Source organism: uncultured Tessaracoccus sp. (assembly GCF_947255005.1).
Classification (GTDB): domain Bacteria; phylum Actinomycetota; class Actinomycetes; order Propionibacteriales; family Propionibacteriaceae; genus Arachnia.
Genome location: NZ_CAMYFI010000002.1, coordinates 32,111 through 54,139, shown reverse-complemented (window position 1 = coordinate 54,139; position 22,029 = coordinate 32,111). Strand labels below are relative to the sequence as shown.

The 22,029-nt window shown below is 64.1% G+C and carries 25 protein-coding genes; 24 read left to right on the top strand and 1 reads right to left on the bottom strand.

What is annotated here, in order from left to right:
* Window positions 1-23: 23 nt before the first annotated feature.
* From Q0X61_RS01085 to Q0X61_RS01050, 8 genes are read left to right on the top strand one after another with little or no spacing between them, the layout of a single operon-like run.
* On the top strand, window positions 24-641 hold the full coding sequence (locus Q0X61_RS01085) for an NUDIX domain-containing protein (RefSeq protein ID WP_297739547.1): 618 nt from the start codon (window positions 24-26) through the stop codon (window positions 639-641).
* Complete coding sequence (gene xerD / locus Q0X61_RS01080; RefSeq protein WP_297739493.1) at window positions 638-1,549, top strand: site-specific tyrosine recombinase XerD; 912 nt, start codon at window positions 638-640, stop codon at window positions 1,547-1,549. The genes Q0X61_RS01085 and xerD overlap by 4 nt, the downstream gene beginning before the upstream one ends.
* A gap of 41 nt (window positions 1,550-1,590) precedes the next feature.
* Window positions 1,591-2,484, top strand: a complete 894-nt coding sequence (locus Q0X61_RS01075; RefSeq protein ID WP_297739491.1) for a ParA family protein — start codon at window positions 1,591-1,593, stop codon at window positions 2,482-2,484.
* Complete coding sequence (locus tag Q0X61_RS01070; protein ID WP_297739489.1) at window positions 2,477-2,818, top strand: hypothetical protein; 342 nt, start codon at window positions 2,477-2,479, stop codon at window positions 2,816-2,818. The genes Q0X61_RS01075 and Q0X61_RS01070 overlap by 8 nt, the downstream gene beginning before the upstream one ends.
* Window positions 2,811-3,644 (top strand): ScpA family protein, encoded by an 834-nt coding sequence (locus Q0X61_RS01065; protein WP_297739487.1) that lies wholly within the window; start codon window positions 2,811-2,813, stop codon window positions 3,642-3,644. The genes Q0X61_RS01070 and Q0X61_RS01065 overlap by 8 nt, the downstream gene beginning before the upstream one ends.
* Window positions 3,641-4,207 (top strand): SMC-Scp complex subunit ScpB, encoded by a 567-nt coding sequence (scpB, locus tag Q0X61_RS01060; RefSeq protein WP_297739485.1) that lies wholly within the window; start codon window positions 3,641-3,643, stop codon window positions 4,205-4,207. The genes Q0X61_RS01065 and scpB overlap by 4 nt, the downstream gene beginning before the upstream one ends.
* On the top strand, window positions 4,200-4,934 hold the full coding sequence (locus Q0X61_RS01055; RefSeq protein ID WP_297739483.1) for a pseudouridine synthase: 735 nt from the start codon (window positions 4,200-4,202) through the stop codon (window positions 4,932-4,934). The genes scpB and Q0X61_RS01055 overlap by 8 nt, the downstream gene beginning before the upstream one ends.
* Window positions 4,935-4,956: 22 nt before the next feature.
* The gene (locus Q0X61_RS01050; RefSeq protein ID WP_297739481.1) at window positions 4,957-5,994 is read left to right on the top strand and encodes an FKBP-type peptidyl-prolyl cis-trans isomerase; all 1,038 of its coding nucleotides are present in this window, start codon (window positions 4,957-4,959) and stop codon (window positions 5,992-5,994) included.
* Here the strand turns inward: Q0X61_RS01050 and gluQRS are convergent.
* Window positions 5,958-6,836: a tRNA glutamyl-Q(34) synthetase GluQRS gene (gene gluQRS, locus Q0X61_RS01045; RefSeq protein WP_297739479.1), complete on the bottom strand. Its 879-nt coding sequence runs from the start codon at window positions 6,834-6,836 to the stop codon at window positions 5,958-5,960. The genes Q0X61_RS01050 and gluQRS overlap by 37 nt on opposite strands.
* Window positions 6,837-6,936: 100 nt before the next feature.
* Between gluQRS and Q0X61_RS01040 the strand changes: the two genes are divergently transcribed.
* From Q0X61_RS01040 to rbsK, 16 genes are all read left to right on the top strand, one after another.
* Window positions 6,937-7,866, top strand: coding sequence for a YafY family protein (locus Q0X61_RS01040; protein WP_297739477.1), 930 nt, complete (start codon window positions 6,937-6,939; stop codon window positions 7,864-7,866).
* On the top strand, window positions 7,859-8,776 hold the full coding sequence (locus tag Q0X61_RS01035) for a YafY family protein (RefSeq protein WP_297739475.1): 918 nt from the start codon (window positions 7,859-7,861) through the stop codon (window positions 8,774-8,776). Before Q0X61_RS01040 ends, Q0X61_RS01035 begins: the two co-directional genes overlap by 8 nt.
* 5 nt (window positions 8,777-8,781) lie before the next feature.
* On the top strand, window positions 8,782-8,991 hold the full coding sequence (locus Q0X61_RS01030) for a hypothetical protein (RefSeq protein ID WP_297739473.1): 210 nt from the start codon (window positions 8,782-8,784) through the stop codon (window positions 8,989-8,991).
* 2 nt (window positions 8,992-8,993) lie between these two features.
* Complete coding sequence (tatA, locus tag Q0X61_RS01025; protein ID WP_297739471.1) at window positions 8,994-9,233, top strand: twin-arginine translocase TatA/TatE family subunit; 240 nt, start codon at window positions 8,994-8,996, stop codon at window positions 9,231-9,233.
* An 84-nt stretch (window positions 9,234-9,317) separates the two neighbouring features.
* Window positions 9,318-10,115, top strand: coding sequence for a twin-arginine translocase subunit TatC (tatC, locus tag Q0X61_RS01020; protein WP_297739469.1), 798 nt, complete (start codon window positions 9,318-9,320; stop codon window positions 10,113-10,115).
* Window positions 10,112-11,023 carry a diacylglycerol kinase family protein gene (locus Q0X61_RS01015; protein WP_297739467.1) on the top strand — a complete coding sequence of 304 codons (912 nt, stop codon included), beginning with the start codon at window positions 10,112-10,114 and terminating at the stop codon, window positions 11,021-11,023. The genes tatC and Q0X61_RS01015 overlap by 4 nt, the downstream gene beginning before the upstream one ends.
* Window positions 11,020-13,749 carry an RNA helicase gene (locus Q0X61_RS01010; protein ID WP_297739465.1) on the top strand — a complete coding sequence of 910 codons (2,730 nt, stop codon included), beginning with the start codon at window positions 11,020-11,022 and terminating at the stop codon, window positions 13,747-13,749. The genes Q0X61_RS01015 and Q0X61_RS01010 overlap by 4 nt, the downstream gene beginning before the upstream one ends.
* Window positions 13,750-13,992: 243 nt before the next feature.
* Window positions 13,993-14,277, top strand: coding sequence for a GIY-YIG nuclease family protein (locus tag Q0X61_RS01005; protein WP_367270688.1), 285 nt, complete (start codon window positions 13,993-13,995; stop codon window positions 14,275-14,277).
* Window positions 14,278-14,486: 209 nt separating this feature from the next.
* Entirely contained in the window at window positions 14,487-15,248 is a 762-nt protein-coding gene (gene hisF / locus Q0X61_RS01000; RefSeq protein WP_297739462.1) for an imidazole glycerol phosphate synthase subunit HisF, read from the top strand.
* A 31-nt stretch (window positions 15,249-15,279) separates the two neighbouring features.
* Window positions 15,280-15,714, top strand: a complete 435-nt coding sequence (locus Q0X61_RS00995; protein WP_297739459.1) for an HIT family protein — start codon at window positions 15,280-15,282, stop codon at window positions 15,712-15,714.
* Window positions 15,715-15,880: 166 nt separating this feature from the next.
* Window positions 15,881-17,623 carry an acetolactate synthase large subunit gene (locus Q0X61_RS00990; RefSeq protein ID WP_297739457.1) on the top strand — a complete coding sequence of 581 codons (1,743 nt, stop codon included), beginning with the start codon at window positions 15,881-15,883 and terminating at the stop codon, window positions 17,621-17,623.
* Window positions 17,620-18,126: an acetolactate synthase small subunit gene (ilvN, locus tag Q0X61_RS00985; protein ID WP_297739454.1), complete on the top strand. Its 507-nt coding sequence runs from the start codon at window positions 17,620-17,622 to the stop codon at window positions 18,124-18,126. Before Q0X61_RS00990 ends, ilvN begins: the two co-directional genes overlap by 4 nt.
* 14 nt (window positions 18,127-18,140) lie before the next feature.
* Entirely contained in the window at window positions 18,141-19,166 is a 1,026-nt protein-coding gene (gene ilvC / locus Q0X61_RS00980; RefSeq protein ID WP_297739451.1) for a ketol-acid reductoisomerase, read from the top strand.
* Window positions 19,167-19,356: 190 nt separating this feature from the next.
* Entirely contained in the window at window positions 19,357-20,325 is a 969-nt protein-coding gene (locus tag Q0X61_RS00975) for a LacI family DNA-binding transcriptional regulator (RefSeq protein ID WP_297739449.1), read from the top strand.
* Between the two features lie 112 nt (window positions 20,326-20,437).
* Window positions 20,438-21,091: an SIS domain-containing protein gene (locus tag Q0X61_RS00970; RefSeq protein ID WP_297739445.1), complete on the top strand. Its 654-nt coding sequence runs from the start codon at window positions 20,438-20,440 to the stop codon at window positions 21,089-21,091.
* The gene (gene rbsK, locus Q0X61_RS00965) at window positions 21,088-22,023 is read left to right on the top strand and encodes a ribokinase (RefSeq protein WP_297739442.1); all 936 of its coding nucleotides are present in this window, start codon (window positions 21,088-21,090) and stop codon (window positions 22,021-22,023) included. Before Q0X61_RS00970 ends, rbsK begins: the two co-directional genes overlap by 4 nt.
* The last annotated feature ends 6 nt before the right edge of the window (window positions 22,024-22,029 follow it).

Here is a 22,029-nt window from a genome sequence, read left to right as displayed (position 1 = left end):
AGGCGAACGATGGGAGCAACGTGATCGAGGATCGACGTCAACAGTGGCCGGTGCAATCGCGAGAGGTGCTCGCTGAGGGGCGGGTCATGAGCTTCATCGAAGACGTCATCGACACACCGTCGGGGGAAACGATGGTGCGTCAATTCACCACCCATCCAGGCGCGGTTGCCATCGTCGCATGGAATGAGGAACATGACGAGATTGCGGTGCTCAGACAGTACCGCCACCCCGTCGGCATGGAGCTCGTCGAGATTCCCGCCGGCCTGCTCGATGTGCCTGGCGAGCCATGGCACGAAGCCGCTTCGCGTGAGCTGGCCGAGGAAGCCCAGTTACAGGCAGCGAGATGGGACGTGCTCATCGACATCGTCACGACCCCCGGCGGCTGCCAGGAATCGCTGCGCATCTTCCTGGCGCGCGAGCTTTCGCCAGCAGCACGGCCCGCAGGGTTCGTCCTCGAAGGGGAGGAGCGAGAGATGTCGGTGGGTTGGGCTCCCAGGGCCGAGCTCATCGACGCCGTCTTCTCGGGCAGATGCCAATCGCCCACGCTAGTGGCGGGCATGTTGGCGCTAGAAACCGCCCGTCTGTCCGGGCGCATCAACGCGTTGCGCGGAATCGACGCACCGTGGGCTATTCGCGAATGACATCCGTGCAGGCTGCCGTCGAGGATTTCCTCGGGCACATCCGCGTGGAGCGCGGGTTGTCGACGAACACCGTGGCAGCCTACCGCCGCGACCTCGCAACCTACGTCGACTTCCTCAGCCGCCGAGGCATCGACAACGTGGGCGATGTGACGCCCACCGACGTCTCCGAGTTCGTGCGCGAGCGCTCCCAGAAGGTGGCGAAATCCTCCGTCGCGCGAGGATTGGTGAGTGTGCGAAACTTCCACGCCTTCGCGCAAGCTGAGGGCACGACGCGCGACGACCCAGCGAAGGAGATCTCGCCGCCGAAGCTCGAATCGCGCCTGCCGAAGGCGCTCACCGTCGACGAGGTTACGCGGCTGCTCGCTGCCCCCGATGCCACGGAACCCATCGGTGTCAGAGATGCCGCGTTGCTGGAGTTGCTCTACTCGACGGGTGCCCGCGTGAGCGAGGTCTGCACCCTCGACATCGACGATGTCGCACCCGTGCTGCGCGACCCCGATCTGGGGCTGCGGCTCGTCGGGAAAGGCAATAAGGAGCGCATCGTGCCGCTCGGGAGCTACGCCAGAACAGCGCTCGAAGCGTATCTCGTGCGTTCGCGCCCCGGGCTCGCGCAGAAGGCAACGAAGGCAGACCACGCGTTGTTCCTGAACCAGCGTGGCAGGCGGCTGAGCCGGCAGAGCGCTTGGGCGGTGATGCAGAACGCGGCGCAGAAGGCGGGGCTGGCCACGGACGTGTCCCCGCACTCCCTGCGCCACTCCTTCGCCACGCACCTCCTGTCAGGTGGGGCTGACCTGCGGGTGGTGCAGGAACTACTGGGACACTCGTCAGTGGCGACGACGCAGATCTACACGCTCGTCACAGTTGAGCAACTCCGCGAGGTGCACACGGCCGCACACCCGCGTGCCTAGAGCGAGTAGGCTCGACTCATAAGCGAGTAGGATGTCGACAAATGCACACCCGGAAGGAGAACGCCTTGGCTGAGGATTCGTTGATCGACGGGGAGATCGGCCCGACAGGTCGGCCCTTGCCCGATTTTCCTGAGCCTGAGCCGGTAGGCGATGGGCCGAAGCACGCAACCATCATCGCCCTCACCAACCAAAAGGGCGGGGTAGGCAAGACCACAACGACGATCAATCTGGGCGCGTGCCTCGCCGAGACGGGGCGCAAGGTGCTCTTGGTGGATTTCGACCCGCAGGGCTCGCTGTCCGTCGGGCTCGGCATCAACCCGCACACACTCGAACGCTCCGTGTACAACCTGCTGCTCACCCACGACTTCTCGCCCGAGGAGGTCATCGCCGAAACCTCCACGCCCGGACTCGATATTCTCCCCGCGAACATCGACCTATCCGCCGCCGAAGTGCAGCTGGTGAGCGAGGTCGCCCGCGAACAGACCCTCCAGCGCGTGCTCACCACGCTGCGCAGCCAGTACGACTACATCCTCATCGACTGCGCGCCAAGCCTTGGGCTGTTGACCATCAACGCGCTCACGGCGAGCGATTGGGTGATCATGCCGTTGGAGCTCGAATTCTTCGCGCTGCGTGGCATCGCGCTGCTCACCGACACCATCGAGAAGGTACAAGATCGCCTCAACCCGGACCTCAAAGTGCTCGGCCTGCTTGGCACCATGTTCGACTCGCGCACGCTGCACGCGCGCGAGGTGCTGGAACGTATCGTTGAAGCCTTTGGTGACAAGGTGTTTCATACCGTCATTAAGCGCACTGTGCGTTTCCCCGAAACTAACGTCGCAGGCGAGCCCATCACGTCGTACGCGCCGTCGTCGCCGGGGGCCCAGGCGTACCGTCAGCTTGCCCGCGAGGTGCTGCTGAGGGTGCAGCATGACTAAACGCGCATCGCTGCCGGGTGCGTCGGAGCTGTTTCGACCCACCGACGCAGCACCGGCCCTGGAGGAGACACCGGAGCCGGTGGCGATTGAGGAGCGAAGCGAACGGCCCGGGTGGCCCACGTCGTCGGGGAGGGTGAAGCACGACCACAAGATCACGGTGTACTTCTCCGAGCAGGAGCTGCTCGCGCTCGAGGACGCCAACCTTGAGTTGCGCCGCCAGCACAGCATCCGCGTGGATCGCGGGCGCCTCGTGCGAGCCGCGGTGGCGCTGGCACTGCGCGACATGTATCAGGACGGAGCAGATTCCGCGCTAGTTCAAGAGCTCCGTGGCTAAACGGCGCTCGTCCGCGAAGCCACCCGAACACCACGAGCAGGTGGCTGGGTTCAGCATTCACCTGACGAACTTCGAGGGCCCCTTCGACCTGCTGCTGCAGCTCATTGCCAGGCGCGAGATGGATGTCACCGAGGTGGCGCTCAGCAAAGTGACCGACGAGTTCATCGCCCACGTGCGTGAGGGCGATTGGGATCTGGAGCTCACCAGCTCATTCCTCGTCGTGGCTGCCACACTGCTCGACCTCAAATGCGCCCGCCTGTTGCCGGGCGCAGAAGCCGAAGACCCCGAGGACATCGCCGCGCTGGAAGCCCGCGATCTGCTGTTCTCGAGGCTCCTGCAATACCGCGCGTTCAAGCAGCTCGCCGCCTGGATCGACGAAACAATCGACGGAGCTAGCCGCCGCCACTACCGCCCAGGCGGCTTGGAACAACGATTTGTCGCTGTGCTTCCTGAGGTGGAGCTCCACGTCACGCCCGAGGAGCTCGCGCAGCTCGCTGCAACGTCGATGGCGCCCAAGGAAGTGCCGACGGTCACCCTCACCCACCTGCACCAAGCGACGGTAAGCCTCACCGAGCAGGTGCAACTCGTCGGGGCGCGTCTGCGTCGCGAGGGCGCACTGACCTTTCGTTCCCTCGTGGAGGGGGAAGGCCGGCTCGTCACCGTCGTCAGGTTCTTGGCCATCCTAGAGCTGTTTCGCCACCAGCAGGTCTCGTTCGAGCAGCTCAACCCTCTGGGAGAGCTCAGCATCCGGTGGACTGCGGGCGACGAGGCCGCCGTCGAGGTGGCAGATGACTACGAAGCACAACCCGAATTGGAGGACCAGTGAGCCTTTCCCGCGCGCTCGAGGCGCTGTTGCTCATGACCACGGAATCGATGTCGGCCGACGCCTTGGCCTCCGCAGTGGACGAACCGGTGAGCGACGTCGTGGCCCAGCTCGACGACATTGCCAGGTTCTATGCAGAGCACGACCGCGGGATCCGGTTGGTGCAAGTAGCGGGTGGCTACCGGTTCGCGACGGTCGAGGACGTGGCGGACATCATTGAAGCGTGGTTCGTGTCTGCCCAGCGTTCGAAGCTCAGCCAGGCTGCCTTGGAGACGCTTGCGGTGGTGGCGTACCTGCAGCCCGTCTCTAGGGGGCGCATCGCCGGCGTGCGTGGGGTGAACGTCGACGGTGTGGTGAAAACGCTCGTGCTGCGCGGGTTGATCTGTGAGGCGGGTGAAGATCCGGACACGGGGGCGGTGACGTTCGCCACCACGCCACTGTTCCTCGAAAAGTTGGGTCTCAATAGCCTCGACGAGCTGCCAGACTTGGCGCCGTGGCTGCCTGACGCCGTAGCCTTGGAGGCTGAACTGGGTGCCGTCGCCCAGGAAGGGAAGATCGATGAGTGAAACCGAAGGCGTGCGTCTGCAGAAAGTGCTCGCTGCCGCGGGCCTCGCTTCGAGGCGTGCGAGTGAGGAGATGATCGTCGAGGGACGCGTGGAGGTGAACGGCGCCATCGTCACCGAGCTTGGTACCCGTGTCGACCCAGAGCGCGACACCATCCGCGTCGACGGTTCTCGCATCCCGTCGCCGCGCAATCACATGTACCTGGTGCTCAACAAGCCGCGCGGGGTGGTGTCGACGATGGAGGATCCAGAGGGGCGCGCCACCCTGGCCGATTACATCCCGCCACGCACCAGCAGGCTGTTCCACGTCGGACGCCTGGATACCCAGACCGAGGGCTTGATCGTGCTCACCAACGACGGTGAGTTCGCGCATCGTCTGGCTCACCCGAGCTACGAGGTGAAGAAAACCTACGTGGCCGAGGTGGCTGGAATTGTCGATAACAAGGTGATCCGGCGTTTGGAGAAGGGTATTCGTCTCGACGACGGGCCGGTGAAGCCAGACCAAGTGAAGCTGTTGTCGAATACCGAGTCGAAGTCGCTCGTGCGCATCACGCTGCACGAAGGGCGCAACCACATCGTGCGACGCATGATGGAGGCTGTGGGACATCCCGTTAATAGGCTCTCCCGCATCGGCATCGGCCCCATCAGGGTCGGCCAGCTGCCCGTGGGGGAGACCCGCGAGTTGACCCGTGATGAGCTGGGTAAGCTGCTCGACATCGTGGGTTTGTGAGGAGCGAGGTAGCATCATGCGCGTGTCATTATCGAAGGCTTTCTCCACCGCACTAGCTGCGGTGACGTCCATTGCACTGCTCACCTCGTGTTCCCCGTCGGAGGGCACCGATGCGGAGACGGCTCAGCCGAGCGCATCGGCGTCCGCGTCGCCCACTGCACTGGAGTCGAGTTCTCCGGCTGAGTCACCGTCAGAGTCTCCTTCTGCGGAGCCGAGCGTTAGCGTGCAGCCATCCACAGATTTGTCGGGCATCATCGTCACCGAAGGCGACAAGCCGGAAATCCAGTTCAAGTCGCCGTGGGCCATCAAGGAAACGACGACGAAGGTGCTCAAACCTTCGAACGGTAAACAGAAACTCACGCAGGATTCGGTGGTCACCGTCAATTACGTCGGTGTGAACGGGTCGACGGGCAAGGTTTTCGACTCGTCCTACGAGTCTGGTTCGCCGCTTACCTTCGCGCTGGGTCAAGTGGTGCCGGGCTTCAGGAAGGGGCTCGACGGGCAGACCGTAGGGTCGCGCGTGCTCATCGGAATGCCTAGCTCTGACGGGTACCCCGAGGGCAACGCGGACGGCTCGATCAAACCTGGCGACTCGCTGCTGTTCGTCGTCGATATCCTCTCAGCCAACTTCGAGAAGGCCACCGGTGAGGAGCAGCCCCCCGTCGAGGGGATGCCGCCGGTGAGCGTCGACGCTGAGGGCGTGCCCACCGCCAAGATCGACACCAAAGCCCAGGCGCCCGGTGAACTCAAGAAGGCCACCTTGATTAAGGGCTCCGGCCCCGAAGTCACGGCGAAGAGTGTCGTGCAGGTGAAGTACCGCTCCTGGAAGTGGGCGGACGGCAAGCAATTCGAGGACGCTTGGGCTCCGCAAACAGGCAACCTCTCAGGCCTCATCGAGGGCTGGAAGAAGGGTCTCGTCGGCGCCACCGCGGGCTCTCGGGTGCTGCTCGTGGTGCCGCCCGCTTTGGCCTACCCTGAGGGCCGCACGACGGCGCCCGCTCTTGAGCCGGGCCAGACTCTCGTCTACGTGATCGATATTCTCGACGTCCAAAACTCGTAGTCGGCAGGCATGCGGGAGAGGGCTTCTGCGCTATCTCTGCAGGGGCCAAGCCCGAGTGACCGCGCGAGCCAAGGGAACACCGTCTTCGGCCCGCCTGCCTCGTCCAGCGTGATACCCCCTTTGCGTTTGGCGAGGCGGTGCCCGTCGGTGCCCATCACGAGGCTGACGTGAGTGTAGCTCGCGGGTGTGCCGCCGAGTTGAGCCGTGAGCCACGCCTGGCGTGGAGCCGACGACAGCAGGTCGTCGCCGCGAGTGATGTGCGTCACCCCGGTGGCGATGTCGTCAACGACGGCCGCCAGGTTGTACGCGAACTGCCCGTCGCCGCGGACCAACACGAAGTCATCGACGGTGGCCTCCACCTCACCTGCGAAGCGGTCGTGCACCCGCCAGGTTGCACCATCGGCTCTAACCCTGAGCGCTGGGCGGCGCTCAGCTCGTCGCTCCTTGCGCTCACGGTCGGTGAGGCGTAGGCATGTGCCGGGATAGGGGCGGAACCCGTCGTCACCGTGGGGGGCGGAGGCTGCCGAGGCGAGTTCGCGGCGGGTGCAGAAGCACTCGAACACGCGATCGCCGAGTGAGGCGATGGCGTCGCGGTAGTCATCATGGCGTTCGGATTGGCGGATCACCTCGCCGTCCCAGTCCAGCCCGAGTCGACGCACGTCGTCAAGGTTGCGGCGCTCCGCGTCGCCAGCAGCGCGCACGCGGGGCTCGTCGAGATCTTCCACACGCATCAACCACCGGCCGCCCGCTGTGCGGGCGAGCAGCCATCCGGCGAGCGCCGTGCGGAGGTTGCCGAGGTGCAGGTCGGAGGTGGGAGAAGGAGCATAGCGATCTACGTGCATCTTTTCACCGTAGCCGCACGCTTGGGCTGAGACGGCGATGGGTGCCGGTAGGCTTCTGCAAGGAATCAACGTCGCCCAAGCTGCGGAAGGGAGGGGCGCGATGTCGGCTGCGAAGTCAGAGCGCATTATGAACCTGCTCATCGCGCTGCTGACGACGAAGCGGTTCCTTTCCAAATCAGAGATTCGGGAGATGGTCGAGGGCTACGCACGCACCGCGAGCTTTGAGCGCACCTTCGAACGCGACAAAGCAGAGCTGCGCGCGCTCGGCATTCCCTTGCGCACCGGCAGCAACGATCCCGACTCAACGGACGAAGACGGATATCGCATCGACCGCCTCGAGTATGAGCTTCCCGACGTGGAGTTCACCCGCGACGAGCTGGTGGCCATCGGGCTTGCCGCGCACGCCTGGCAGACCTCCGTCGGGGCGGAAGCCACGTCGACGGCGCTCCAACGGCTGCGCGCAGCAGGGGCCGCACCCGATCTCGACCGCCTGCCCAACGTACGCGCGCACATTCCCGCGACAGAACCCACATTCGATGTCATCTACGAAGCGCAGCTGGCCAGGCGCTGCGTCGAATTTCAGTACGGCGGGCGTACGCGACGGGTGCAGCCCTGGCAGCTCTCGCAACGTCGCGGCCTGTGGCTGGTGCTGGGCTTCGACGTCGACCGGCAGGCGCCCAGACGGTTCAAGCTCTCCCGCATCGACGGTGTTGCTCGCGCTGTGGGACCAGACGGCGCCTTCCAGGTACCAGACGACCTCACCGAGTACCTTGCGCCAACGTCCCCGCAGGCCAGTGCCGTGGTCGCGGTGCGCGACGCGCCCGAGCTGCTCGCGGATTCCTCGCCAGCCACCTGGCCGAACCCGTTGCCGGACGGTTTCGTCTCCCGCGAGGTGCGGGGCTTCAACGACGACATGATCATCACGGAGGTGTGCGCAGCCGGCCCCGACGCGTTCGTGCTCGCGCCCGACCACCTGCGTGAGGCCGTCGTCGAACGGCTCACGGCCCTAGCTGGAGGCACGCATGAATGAGTTGCAGCGCCTCGTGCACCTGGTGCCGTACCTCAATGCTCACCCTGGAGTGAGCGTCGAGGAGGTGGCCGACGAGTTCGGCATCACGGAGCAGCGCGTGCTCACCGACCTCTCGATTTTGCAGTTCGTCGGGCTGCCAGGCGGCTTCTACGGTGACCTGTTCGAGGTGGATCTCGGCGGCGCACGAGAAGATGGGCACATCTTCGCCACTAACCTGGACGCGCTCGGGCGTCCTATGCGCCTCACTGGAGCTCAGGCGGCGAGCCTCATCGTCGCGCTGCGCATGGTGCTGGAGCTGGGCGGCGAGGACGCTGGCGCGAGGTCGGCGCTTACGAAGCTCGAAGCCCTGTCGAAGGACGCGCCGGCGAGCGTTGAGATCGACGTCGATGCCGGTGACGAGCACGTCCGTGCAGCGCTGCACGAGGCCGTGTCGACGGGGGTAGTTTGCCTGCTCAGCTACCGCAGGGAAGGCAAGGGCGAGGTGCGCGAAGCCACGGTGGAGCCGATGCGGCTGCGCACCGACCGCGGTTACGCCTACCTTGATGCCTGGAGCCGCACGCGTGGGGCGTGGCGTTCCTACCGCCTGGACCGCATCGTCGGTGTGGATCTGCTCGACGAGCCCGTCACTCCGCGCGCGGTGCCCGACGAGCTTGCCACCTGGTTCAGTGATGCACACACCGAGCTCACCCTCACGGTCACGCAGGCGGGCAGATGGTGCGCCGATTATCACCCGACGACCGCATGCGAGCAGGTGGGCGAGCTGTGGCGCATCACGTTCCCGCTCGTCTCACTCGACTGGGCGGCACGACTGCTGCTGAGGCTGGGAGACGCCGTCGTGGGCGTTTCCGACGAACGCGTCACCCAACTGGCGCGGGAGATGGCACGCGAGGCGCTGGGGTACTACCGTTGATTCCCATGATCTGGTCTGCGCTGATTCTCGCGGTGATGGGTGTCGCCGGGCTGATTGTGCTTGTCAGCTACGCGTCACGATTGAAACCGAAGCTGCATCGCTTTGGCGGAGAATCCGAGCTGCTAGCTGAACGAGTAACCAGGCTCCAAGACATCCTCGACGAGGTTGTCTCGAGCAAACGCGACTACACTGTCCCAAGTAATGAAAGGCGGTAACTATGCCCATCCCACTGTTTATCGGCTGGCCCGAAGCCATCATCATCTTGATCGTGGTGCTTGTGCTCTTCGGTGGTTCGCGCCTGGCTGGTGTCGGTAAGGGCGTCGGACGCTCGATCCGCGAATTCAAGGAAGAGGTCACCACGGACGACGAACAGAAGTCGGTCGAAGCGCCGAAGAACACGTCGACGCACACGGATGCGCAGGTCGTTGACGAGCCTGTCGAACGCCCCGAACGGTAATGACTGGCCTTGGCATCTGACACAACGGCGAAGCCGCGCCGATTTGCGTGGCTGCGACCCCCCAAGGGTGGCCCCGGAGGAACCATGTCGCTCATGGACCACCTCCGGGAGCTGCGCTATCGCCTCACCGTCTCCGTCATCGCCATCGCGATCGGGGCGATCGGGTGCGGGTTCATCTATGAACGCCTCGTGCCATTTGTGACGAATCCCTTCAACCAGGCCAAACAATGGGTAGAAGAGAACACAAACGGCACGGCGGAGATCGTGCTCACTGCACAAAACGTGGTGTCGCCGTTCACCCTTGCGGTGATAGCCTGCCTGCTTGCTGGGCTGGTGTTCACAAGCCCCATCTGGCTCTACCAAATTTGGGCCTTCTTCGCCCCGGCGCTGCTGAAGAAGGAAAAGAAGTACGTCCTCACCTTCGTCGCAGCGGCCACCCCGCTGTTCCTCTTGGGCTGCTGGGTGGGCTACCTCGTCTGGCCTCGCGGCGTCGCCATCATGGTGGGCTTCACCCCGCAAGGCTTCGAGATCAAGAACTTGCTCGACATGGTCGATTTCCTGCAGAAGCAGGTGATGATCATGCTCGTGTTCGGGGTCTCGTTTATGCTGCCAGTGCTCCTGGTGATGCTGAACCTCGGTGGCGTGGTGCACGGCTTCCAGCTCGGCAAATACCGCAAGATGGTGGTGCTGGGATCCACCATCTTCGCAGCGGTGGTGACCCCCACCGTCGATCCCTTCTCTATGCTGTCGCTCGTCGTTCCCATGACGCTGTTGTTTTTCGTCGCGGAGCTGATCTGCCGCATCCTCGATAAGCGCCGAGGCATCACTGAGGCGTCGTACGCAGAGTTCAATCCTGACGTTGAGGCCCCCGAGGCGCAGTGAACGAACTCGCTAAGCCACAGCTCGTCACGCTCGTCGTCAACCCCCGCTCGGGCGGTGGCCGCGCTGGGCGAAAACTGCCGAAGATCCTTGCGCGACTTCGAGCGACGCTGCCGTCAGCGGAAGTACTGGTAATCACGTCGACGAGTTGGGTTGACGCCGAAGCCCGCATCAGTGCCGCCGCAGCGAGCGCGAGGGAGGGGGACACCGTCGCGGTGGTGGGCGGCGACGGCATGGCCCATCTCGGCCTGAACGGCTGTGCTCATACCGACGCGACGCTCGCGATTATCCCTGCGGGCACGGGCAACGATTTCGCGCGGGCACTCGGCATAACGAGCATTGACGACGCACTCGCAGCCATCGCTGCAGGCCGCACCCAGCACCTCGATCTCACCAAGGTGGGCAGCGAAAGCGTGGGGGAGCGCTACGTCGGAGCGGCGATCAGTTCCGGTTACGATGCGCGCGTCAACCGCGCGACGAACGACATTCGGTTGCGCTTCGGTTCGCTCAGTTACGGCGTAATCGCGATGCGTGAACTCATGGGGTTCAAGCCGCTCACGTACCGGCTGGTGATCGACGGTGAGCCCCGCCAATTCGAGGGCATGTTCGTCGCGGTGTGCAACACCGGCATCATCGGCGGCGGCATGCGCATGAGCCCCGTCGCAGATCCCACCGACGGGTACCTGGACCTCACCCTCGTGAGCCCGGTCGGGCGTGGCACGCTGCTGCGGATGCTGCCCAGCATGTATTCGGGCAAGTTCGTGGAGCACCCTGCGGTTGAGTTAGTGCGGGCGAAGCGGGTCGACATCGACGGCGACGGCGTCTTCTTGATGGGCGACGGGGAGGAGCTGGGCGATGTCCCAGCAGTGATCGAGTGCGACCCTGGGGCGCTGAAGGTGATCGTCGCATGAACCTCATCGACGAATTCGCGCAAGGCTACTCGTTTCCGCTCGACGACTACCAGATCGAGGGCTGCAAGGCGCTCGCCGACGGCAAGGGCGTGCTCGTCGCCGCGCCAACCGGCGCCGGGAAGACGGTGGTGGGGGAGTTCGCCGTCTTCATGGCGGTCGAGGAATCACGGAAGTGCTTCTACACCACGCCGATCAAGGCGCTGTCGAACCAGAAGTACCACGATCTCGTGGCGCGGTACGGGCCCGAGCGAGTGGGCCTGCTGACGGGCGATCAATCGGTGAATGCCGAGGCGCAGATCGTGGTGATGACCACCGAGGTGCTGCGCAACATGATCTACGCCGCATCGCCGACGCTGCGCGGCCTCGGCTATGTGGTGATGGACGAGGTGCACTACCTTGCCGACCGCTTTCGCGGCGCAGCGTGGGAAGAGGTCATTCTTGGCCTGGCGGAGTCCGTGCAGCTCGTGGCGCTGTCTGCGACGGTGAGCAACGTCGAAGATTTCGGTGCGTGGCTCGACGAAGTGCGCGGCGGTTTCGCCACCGTCGTGAGCGAACGTCGTCCTGTGCCGCTCTACCAACATGTGCTGGTGGGGCGAAAGCTGGTCGATTTGTTCGAGGGCGTGGCGCCCACCGCGCAGGAGGCGCCGTCGCAGCGGGCGGCGAAGGTGAACCGCGAGTTGCTCAAGGTGAGCAAGAACGAGTCGATGCGGGTGCGCGACGATGCGCGCAATCCGCGTGGGCGCAGCGGTCGTGGTAAACCACGCCGGGGAAAGTTCGGCGGTGAGGTGCATCGTCGGTTCTCTACGCCCCGCACGAACCGAGTGGATGTGGCCCGCGCGCTCCAGGCGGCGAAGCTGTTGCCCGCCATCCATTTCATCTTCTCACGGGCCGGTTGCGACAGCGCGGTTCAGCAGGTGTTGCGCTCGGGCGTGGTGCTGACCGAACCACACGAAGCTGCCATGCTGGGGGCGATTGCTGACAAGCACGCCGCAGCATTATCGATGACTGATCTCGACGCGCTTGGTTATGAGGACTTTCGACTGGCGTTCACGCACGGGGTGGCCGCCCACCACGCCGGCCAGATTCCGGCGTTCAAGGCGATCGTCGAAGAGGGCTTTCAAACCGGCGCGCTCAAGATCGTGTTTGCGACGGAGACCCTCGCGCTGGGTATCAACATGCCGGCGCGCACCGTCGTGCTGGAGAAGCTGTCGAAGTACAACGGCGAGGCGCACGTCGACATCACGGCGGGGGAGTATACCCAGCTGACGGGACGTGCGGGCAGGCGCGGCATCGACACGGAGGGGCACGCCGTCGTGTGCTGGCAACCCGGCATGGACCCTCGCGCGGTGGCGGGGCTCGCGTCGAGGCGCACATATCCGTTGAAGTCGAGTTTCGCGCCCAGCTACAACATGGCGGTGAACCTCATTGCGACGATGGGGCGCGAGCGGGCGCGGGAGATGCTGGATCAGTCCTTCTCGCAGTTCCTCACGGACAAGACGGTGGTGCAGGCAGCGCGTCAGGACCGGCGTCGGAAGATCGATCTCAGCGAGCTGCGGGAGACCGTGCAGTGCCACCTGGGCGACTTCATGGAGTATGCGCAGTTGCGCGACGATGTGTCGCGGCTTGAGGCCAGTTCGGCGAAGCATCGTCGGGCGGAGCGGCAGGCGCAGACCGCCGATTCGATTGCGAGCCTGCTGCCGGGCGACGTGATTTGGGTACCCAAGCAGGGCTGGAGTGTGGCGTTGCGCACTGGGAGGAAGCCGGCCAAGGGCGCCCAGCCGTGGGTGCAGACGATTTCTGTGGATCACACGGTGCTGAAGCTCGAGGTGCACAATTTCGCGGGTCCGGTGAGCGCGTACGGGCGCATTCGGGTGCCGAAGCATTTTCGGTTGAAGGAGCGCTCGGACAGGCGGGCGTTGATCGCTGCGCTCGCTGCTAAGACGGAAGAACTGGATCCGCCCGGCGTGGAGGATGTGCCCACCGACGAGTCGCACGCGGCGGAAATTCAGCGATTGCGCAAGGCGATTCGGACGCATCCGTGTCACGCCTGTGAGGACCGGGAGATTCACGCTGTTGCTGCGGCGAAGATTCTGCGTCTGGAGCGCGAGTCACAACGCGTGGAGGCGTCCATGTTGGGGCGCGCGAACTCGCTGGGCGTGCAGTTCGATCACGTCTGTGATGTGTTGACGGAGCTCGGGTACCTCGAGAATGAGGAACTCACCGAGGCAGGGCAGATGTTGCGACGCATCTACAACGAGCTGGATCTCGTCGCCGCCGAGGCGATTCGTCGGGGGTTGCTGAACGAGCTGGACCCGGCGCAACTCGCGGCCGTACTGAGTTCGCTGGTGTACGAGTCGCGTCCGGGCCGTGACGCAGATCACCCCCGCATGCCCGATGCGGTCAGCGAGCGCACCCAAAGTGAGCTCAGGAATCTATGGCGTGAAGTAGGCATTATCGAGCGACGCCATCGTCGCGACCGCGCTCGCGACCTCGACATTGGATTCGCGTCGGCGGTGTGGCGCTGGGCGAGCGGCCAGGAATTGGCGAAGGTGCTTCGCAACTCCTCGCTTGCACCAGGTGACTTTGTGCGCTGGGTGCGACAGGTGATCGACCTCTGCGGCCAGGTAGCACAGGCCGCCGGCCCCGGCGACCTCCGCCGCACCGCCCGCCTAGCCATCGACCAGATGCGCCGCGGCGTCATCGCCGCCGACATGGGCGACGACTGACTGCCGTTTCAACCGGTGATTGAGTAGCCCGCGTAGCGGGCGTATCGAAATCCCGTCGCTGCGTCTCGATACGGGCCTTCGGCCCTACTCGACGGTCGGGTGTTGGCTGCCCCGGTCATTGAGTAGCAGCGCGCCCGGTGATTGAGTAGCGCCCGAAGGGCGCGTATCGAAATCACCAGACACTTATCCACAACCTCCACCTCAGATGGGAATATCGAGTACCGAGGTGCCAAGCGTGGGGGTATGGCTTGGATATACATGCTGCGATGCAATGACGGAACGTTCTACGTGGGAAGCACAAGGGATCTGCACACGCGACTGGCCACGCACGCTGCAGGCCAGGGCGCGACGTACACTCGCAGGAGGCTTCCGGTGGCGATGGTGTACGCAGCAGAGTTTGAGTGTGTCGCGGATGCGTTCGCGATGGAGAAACGCGTGCAGGGCTGGAGCCACGCGAAGCGGCAGGCTCTTATTGATGGTGATTGGGAAGAGATCAAACGTCTCTCTAAGAAGCCTCGCAATCGATAATGCGTCTCGATACGCGGCTTTGCCGCTACTCGACGGTCGGGTGTCGGCCACCCCCGGTGGTTGAGTAGCGAGCGGAGCTCGCGTATCGAAACCCCGGCACCTGATCCTCGCCGATGATTGAGTAGCCCGCGTAGCGGGCGCATCGAAATCTCGTCTCGCGATGACGACAGCCGCACTACCTTGCGCGCGGGGGAGGTACGTTGTTCTCTATGGGTGTTTCCGTACGCGTGATTCCTTGCCTCGACGTTGATGGCGGGCGTGTAGTCAAAGGTGTGAACTTCATGAACTTGCGAGACGCGGGCGACCCCGTCGAGCTCGCTGAAAAATACAACGACGAGGGTGCTGACGAGCTCATCTTCCTTGACGTCTCCGCTTCCGCTGAAGAACGCAGCACCACCCGCGACGTCGTGCAGCGCTGTGCGGAGAACGTCTTCATCCCGCTGGGCGTCGGCGGTGGCGTCCGATCGGTGAATGACGTTGACCTGCTCCTGCGTTGCGGAGCCGACAAGGTGGGCATCAACACCGGCGCACTCGCCCGACCCGCTGTGATCGACGAAATCCGAGAGCGTTTCGGCAGACAAGTGCTCATCCTTTCACTCGATGCCCGACGAGATCCCGACATGCCGTCGGGATTCGGCGTCACCACCCACGGCGGCCGCACCTCCGCAGGCATCGATCTCCTCGTCTGGGCGCGCGACGCGGCACGTCGCGGTGTCGGAGAGATCCTGCTCAACTCGATGGATGCCGACGGCACGAAAGACGGCTTCGACCTCGAGATGATCCAGGCGGTGCGCGACGTTGTCACCTGCCCGCTCATCGCATCCGGAGGAGCCGGAACCGTCGAGCATTTCGTCGACGCAGTCCGCGCCGGAGCCGACGCCGTGCTCGCCGCAAGCGTGTTCCACTTCGGCACGCTGCGAATCGCTGATGTGAAAGATGGCCTACGTTCGGCGGGCTTCGAAGTTCGCTGATCGCACCACCGTCCGGCTATAGGATGGCAGCATGGATTGCCTATTTTGCAAGATCATCGCCGGAGAGATCTCGTCGAAGCTCATCCATGCTGACGAGCACGCCGTCGCGTTCCTAGACATCGCACCCTGGCAAGTGGGGCACACGTTGGTGGTGCCTCGTCGGCACAGTACCGACGTGCTCGAAGACGACGCGGTGCTCGCCGAGATCGCCCCGACGGTGGCTCACGTCGGCACATTGCTGAAGCATCGTTTGGGCGCGACAGCGGTCAACGTGCTATCCAACGCGGGCGCCGATGCAGGTCAGGAGGTATTCCACACCCACATCCACGTCATTCCGCGGTACGCGGATAACCCGGGTATCCCCGCGATGCGTGGCGAGGTGACAGAATCGGTCGACGACACCCATCGCCGCATCGTTGACGGCGGCGACAGCGGGGAACTCGTCGGCAAATGGTCCACATCCTGAGACGTAGTTGACGCTGGTGGTGGTCATGCGCGAGAGTTGCCGCATGACCATTCGTCACCTCGTAATTATCTAGAAGCGCTTCGCCTGAAACTCTCGAAGCGCTCCCTCGTGTGCCACTTGGCCTCGGGGGTTTTTTATTAGGTGACACAAGATAGAAGGGAATCCCATGGCCAAGCAGGACGGTGAACTGCTCACGGGTGCGCAGGCGCTTGTCGAGTCGCTGGAGCGCGTGGGCGTAAAGGTGGCGTTCGGTATTCCTGGGGGAGCCATTCTTCCCGCCTATGACCCGCTCATGGATTCCTCGATTCGCCACATCCTCACCCGCCATGAGCAGGGTGCCGGACATGCCGCGGAGGGCTACGCCATGACCTCAGGTGAGGTGGGCGTGTGTATCGCGACGTCGGGGCCCGGCGCGACGAATCTCGTCACCCCCATCGCCAACGCCTACATGGATTCGACGCCGCTCGTCGCAATCACTGGGCAGGTGAACTCGGCCGCGATTGGCACCGACGCCTTCCAGGAAGCCGACATCCGTGGCATCACGATGCCAATCACGAAACACAGCTTCCTCGTGAAGCGCACGGAAGACATCCCGCTGGCTATCAAGGAGGCATTCCACATCGCGAGTACCGGGCGTAAGGGACCCGTGCTCGTCGACATCGCCAAGGACGCGCTGGCCAACGTGGGGGAGTTCCGCTGGCCAGAAGAGATGGATCTTCCCGGCTATAAGCCGACGGTCACCCCGCACGGTCGGCAGATCCAGGCAGCGGCGAGGCTGATCTCCGCTTCCAAACGCCCGGTGCTCTACGTCGGGGGCGGTGTGATGGCCGCCAGGGCCCATGAAGAGCTGGCCCAGCTTGCGGAGATGACCAACATTCCGGTTGTCACGACGCTCATGGCCCGCGGCGTATTTCCCGACAGCCATGATCTCCACATGGGTATGCCGGGCATGCACGGCACGGTCGCAGCGGTGGGGGCACTGCAGAAGGCCGACCTCCTCGTCGCGCTCGGCACCCGGTTCGACGATCGCGTCACCGGGCTCGTGTCCAGCTTCGCACCGGAAGCGAAGGTCATCCACGCCGACATCGATCCCGCGGAGGTCGGCAAGAACGTTCCCGTCGACGTGCCTATCGTCGGCGACGTGAAGCTCACCCTGCAAAGCCTCATCGAACAGCTACGCTCCCACAAAGCCCCGGACACTTCGGCTTGGGTGGCGCTCCTGCGCGGCATGAAGGAGCGCTACCAGCCTCGCTGGGACGAACCCGCCGACGGCAAGCTCTCGCCGCAGGAAGTGATTCAACGACTCGGGCAGCGAGCACCGGACGACACGATTTTCGTCACGGGTGTAGGGCAGCACCAGATGTGGTCTGCGCACTTCCTGCCCCATGAGAGGCCGAACTCCTTCTTGAACTCCGGTGGTGCTGGCACGATGGGCTTCTGTGTCCCCGCCGCGATGGGCGCCAAGGTTGCCAATCCCGACCGCACGGTATGGGGTATCGACGGCGACGGCTGCTTCCAGATGACGAATCAGGAACTCGTCACCTGTGCGGTCAACCAGATTCCAGTGAAGATCGCCGTCATGAACAACAACGTGCTCGGCATGGTGCGGCAATGGCAAAGCCTATTCTATGAGGGCCGCTATTCGAATACCGACCTGCTCACCGAAAACTGGCCCAACTTCCCGATGCTGGCCGAAGCGATGGGGTGCGCAGCGTTTCGCGCCACCAACGAGGAAGAGATGGAGGACGCGATCAGCAAGGCGATGGAGATTAACGACCGCCCCGTCGTGGTGGAGTTTGTCGTCGAGAAGGACGCCATGGTGTGGCCGATGGTGCCCGCAGGTGTCAGCAATGATGAAATTAAAGTGGCGCGTGACATGGCGCCCGAATGGGAAGAAGAGATCCTGTGAACACGCACACGCTGAGCATCCTGGTGTCAGACCGCCCGGGCGTCTTGACTCGCATCGCCGCGCTGTTTTCCCGTCGGGGGTTCAATATTGAGTCTCTCGCCGTCGGCGAGACCGAGCGCGAAGGAATTTCGCGCATGACGGTCGTCGCGAATGTCGACGATGAGGCCGCGCTCGAGCAGATCGTGAAGCAGCTCAACAAACTGATTGAGGTGCGTAAGGTGCTCGAACTCGAATCCAACGCCGTGCGCAGGCAGATGATCCTGGTGAAGGTGAAGGCGGATGTGACCAGCCGCAGCCAGATCATCGACGTCGTGGGCCTCTTCCGTGGCAAGGCCGTGGACGTGTCCAACGACTCGATCACGATCGAGGCCACAGGCAGTACAGAGAAGCTTGAGGCCCTGCTCAATATGCTGGCACCGCACGGCATCCAAGAGCTTGCCCAATCCGGCCACGTCGCGCTGGGGCGCGGCGCTAAGGCCATGTCCATCAAGTCCCACAAATAAGTTAGGAAACACACATGGCAGAGATGTTTTACGACGACGACGCTGACCTCTCGGTGATCCAGGGCCGCCACGTGGCCGTCATCGGCTACGGTTCGCAGGGTCACGCGCACGCGCTGAGCTTGCGCGATTCTGGCGTGGACGTGCGCGTTGGTCTGCGCGAGGGGTCGAAGTCTGCGGCGAAGGCGGAAGCCGAGGGGCTGCGCGTGCTCCCCGTCGCTGAGGCCGTTGAGGAAGCCGATCTCATCATGGTGCTCGCTCCCGACCAGGTGCAGCGCACCCTCTACGCGGAAGAGATCGCCCCGCACCTCGCGGAGGGCGACGCGCTGTTCTTCGCACACGGCTTCAACATCCGCTATGGCTACATTCAGCCCCCGGCCGGCGTGGACGTGTGCATGGTGGCCCCGAAGGGCCCCGGTCACATCGTGCGTCGTGAGTACGTGGACGGACGCGGCGTTCCTGCCATCATCGCCGTCGAGAAGGATGAGTCGGGCAACGCTTGGCCACTCGCGCTCTCCTACGCCAAGGCCATCGGCGCACTGCGAGCCGGTGGTATCAAGACCACCTTTACTGAGGAGACCGAGACTGACCTCTTCGGCGAGCAAGCCGTGCTGTGCGGCGGCGCGTCGGCGCTGGTGCAGGCCGGATTCGAGACGCTCGTCGAAGCGGGGTACCAGCCCGAAATCGCCTACTTCGAGTGCCTCCACGAGCTCAAGATGATCGTCGACCTCATGATCGAGGGAGGCATCACGAAGCAGCGCTGGTCGATATCCGACACCGCGGAGTACGGCGACTACGTTTCCGGCCCGCGCGTGATCGACGATCATGTGCGCGAGAACATGAAGGCCGTGCTGGCGGATATCCAGTCGGGCGCGTTCGCGAAGCGTTTCATCGATGACCAGGACGCCGGCGCGCCGGAGTTCAAGAAGCTCCGCGAGGAGGGCCAGGGCCAGCAGATTGAGTCTGTAGGTCGCGAGCTGCGCAAGCTGTACTCCTGGTCGAAGGTCTCCGACGACTACAGCGAAGGCGAAGCCGGACGCTAAGTGTCGTCGAGAGCCATGACTGGCTCTCACTAACCCGATATCCACACGCGTTTGTCGAAACAGCTCATTTTGGGCCGATTTCGCAAACCCGTGTGGATATTGGGTTATACCGTCTCGTGTATTCCGCGGTGCTTCCCGCTTTCGTGACACACTGGCTCGTGAACGACGAGATGAACGAGGGTGTGATCCCATGGTGCGGATGATCGACGTCGCGCAGGAAGCGGGTGTGTCGGTGGCGACGGTCTCGCGGGTGCTGAACGGGGCGAACGTGCGGCCTGAGGCTCAAGCAGCAGTGCGAAGCGCCGTTGACAAGCTCGGATACGCCCCAAACCGCGCCGCCCGGACGCTGCGTCGACGCACGTCGGACGTGGTGGGCCTCGTCGTCGCGGACATCGAAAACCCGTTCTTCACCACCTTTGCCAGGACGGTAGAAGACAAAGCCCACGAGCAGGGGCTCTCCATCGTGCTGTGCAATTCTGATGAGGATCCAACCAAAGAAGCGCGGTATCTCCAAGTGGCTATCGACTCACAGATGGCGGGGGTGATCGTCTTCCCCGCGTCTGACACAACCGACCTGCGGCCCTTGGTGGAGCGCGGCATGGCTGTCGTCGCCGTGGACCGCGAACTGCCGGGGGAGTATCCGTCGGTGCGGTTCAGCAACCGAGAACTTGGAGCAGTAGCGACGAAGCACCTCGCCGATGCAGGCTGCACACGCATCGCGTGCGTGACTGGCCCGTCGAGGCTCTCCACGGCGGAGAAGCGTGCCGAAGGGTGGCGCGACGCGCTCGGCGAACGCGGGTTCGTCGCCGACGATGACTTGCTCATCCACGCCGATTTCCGCGTCGAAGGTGGACGCCACGCCGCGGCGCAGCTGCTCGACCTTCCCAACCCACCAGACGCCATTCTCGCGACGAATAACCTGGCCGGGGTTGGGGTGTTGAGGGAACTCGCTACAAGAAGGGACTCCGACACCATTGTTGGCGTCATTGGCGAGTTGCCGTTTGCGACGTCAATGTCGGGTCAAGTGCAGATCACGCCGCTACCCGTAGGCGAGTTAGCGCGCGAAGCGTGGTTGTTGCTGCAAAGCCGGATGGCGTCGGGTGGCCACGGTGCAAACACCGTGATTATCGACACACCGGCCCCCCAAGTGTGGGGATAAATTGGCCTCAACCTTGTAGCTGTAATCGATTTCTGCCATCATTGCAGTGAGTGAGTTCTCGGCATGCATCGATCAGCCTTCGAGAACCCGACGCGAACGGAAGAGGTATCACATGTCAGCACCAGTCACGAGCGCAGACGCCGGTTCGTTCGGCGACGCCATCGCTGCCGCCCAGCGCGCCATCGAGATTGAGATCGCCACATTGCAGCGCCAGATCGAGCCCCTCAACGCGGTGCTGCCGCAGCTGCTCGAACTCATCGTCGGTATGCGCGGCAGACTCATCGTGACAGGCATCGGCAAGTCGGGGCACATCGCGTCGAAGATGGCCGCCACCTTCGCGAGCACCGGCACCCCGTCGTTCTTCGTGCACAGCACGGAGGCGCTGCACGGTGACGCAGGCATGGTGACGGAGGACGACGTGGTCATCGCCATTTCCAACTCCGGCAAGACCGCGGAAGTCGTGCGCTTCGTGCAGGTGCTGAACCACCGCAACATTCCCGTCGTGGCCATCACCCGCGACGAATCCTCGCCGCTGGTTCAGGGTGCGCAGATCACCATCAAGCTGGCCATGGACACGGAAGCCGACCCGCTGAATCTCGCTCCCACCGCATCCACGACGGCAACACTCGCGGTCGGCGACGCGCTCGCCGCTGCTCTCATGACCCACAGCGGCTTCACCAGTGACGACTTCGCGGTGCACCACGTCGGCGGTTCACTCGGCCAGGCGCTAGATGCCGACGATCTCGTCCCCGGGAGCAAGGGATGAGCGACGTTTGCATCGTGGGGTCCTTCATGATGGACCTCATCGCCCGCACCCCACGGTTCCCCAGGCCAGGGGAGACCATCACCGGTTCGTCGTTCACGATGACCCCCGGTGGCAAGGGCTTCAACCAGGCCATCGCGGCGGCGCGCGCGGGTGTGTCGGTGGCGATGGTCGGACGAGTCGGCGACGATGCCTACGGCGAGGAGTTCCGCACCTGGCTGGAGCGCGAGGGGGTTGACGCGTCCGGGGTGAGTGTCGACGACGAGGTGGGCACCGGCGTCGGCTTGCCGATGGTGGACGACGAGGGGCAAAACTGCATTGTCATCATTCCGCGCTCGAACCTTGAGCTCCACGCTGAGCAGGTGCAGCAGCAGGCGGAGCAGATTCGCGCTGCGCGCGTGGTCGTGATGCAGCTGGAGGTTCCGGAGGATGCGAACCAGGCCGCCGCGCAGATCGCGCACGAGGCGGGCAAGACGGTGATCCTCAACCCCGCGCCCTTCCGCGAGATTCCCGTCGGGCTGCTCGAACACGTCGACCTCCTGCTGCCGAATGAGAGCGAGCTCGCGCAGTTGGCCGAATCGATCGGCATCAGCACGCAGTGCAGCATCGACGAGGTGGCGCAGGCTGTGCACGCGAAGATGAACCTGGACCTCATCGTCACGCTCGGTGAGGAGGGGGCGCTCGTCGTCGACGACGAGGGTACCCAGACGGTCCCGTCGCTCAAGGTGAAGGCCGTGAACACCGTCGGCGCTGGTGACACTTTTACCGGCAACCTCGCGGCGCTGCTCGCGCAGGGAATGCCGCTCCGCGAGGCCGCTGCGCGCGCAAACGTGGCCGCGGCGTGTTCGGTGACGCGTGTGGGCAGTGCGGATTCCGCGCCCCGGCGCGACGAGCTGGACGCGTGGGTCGCGTCCCTGACAGCGGACGCTCAGTAATGCTGC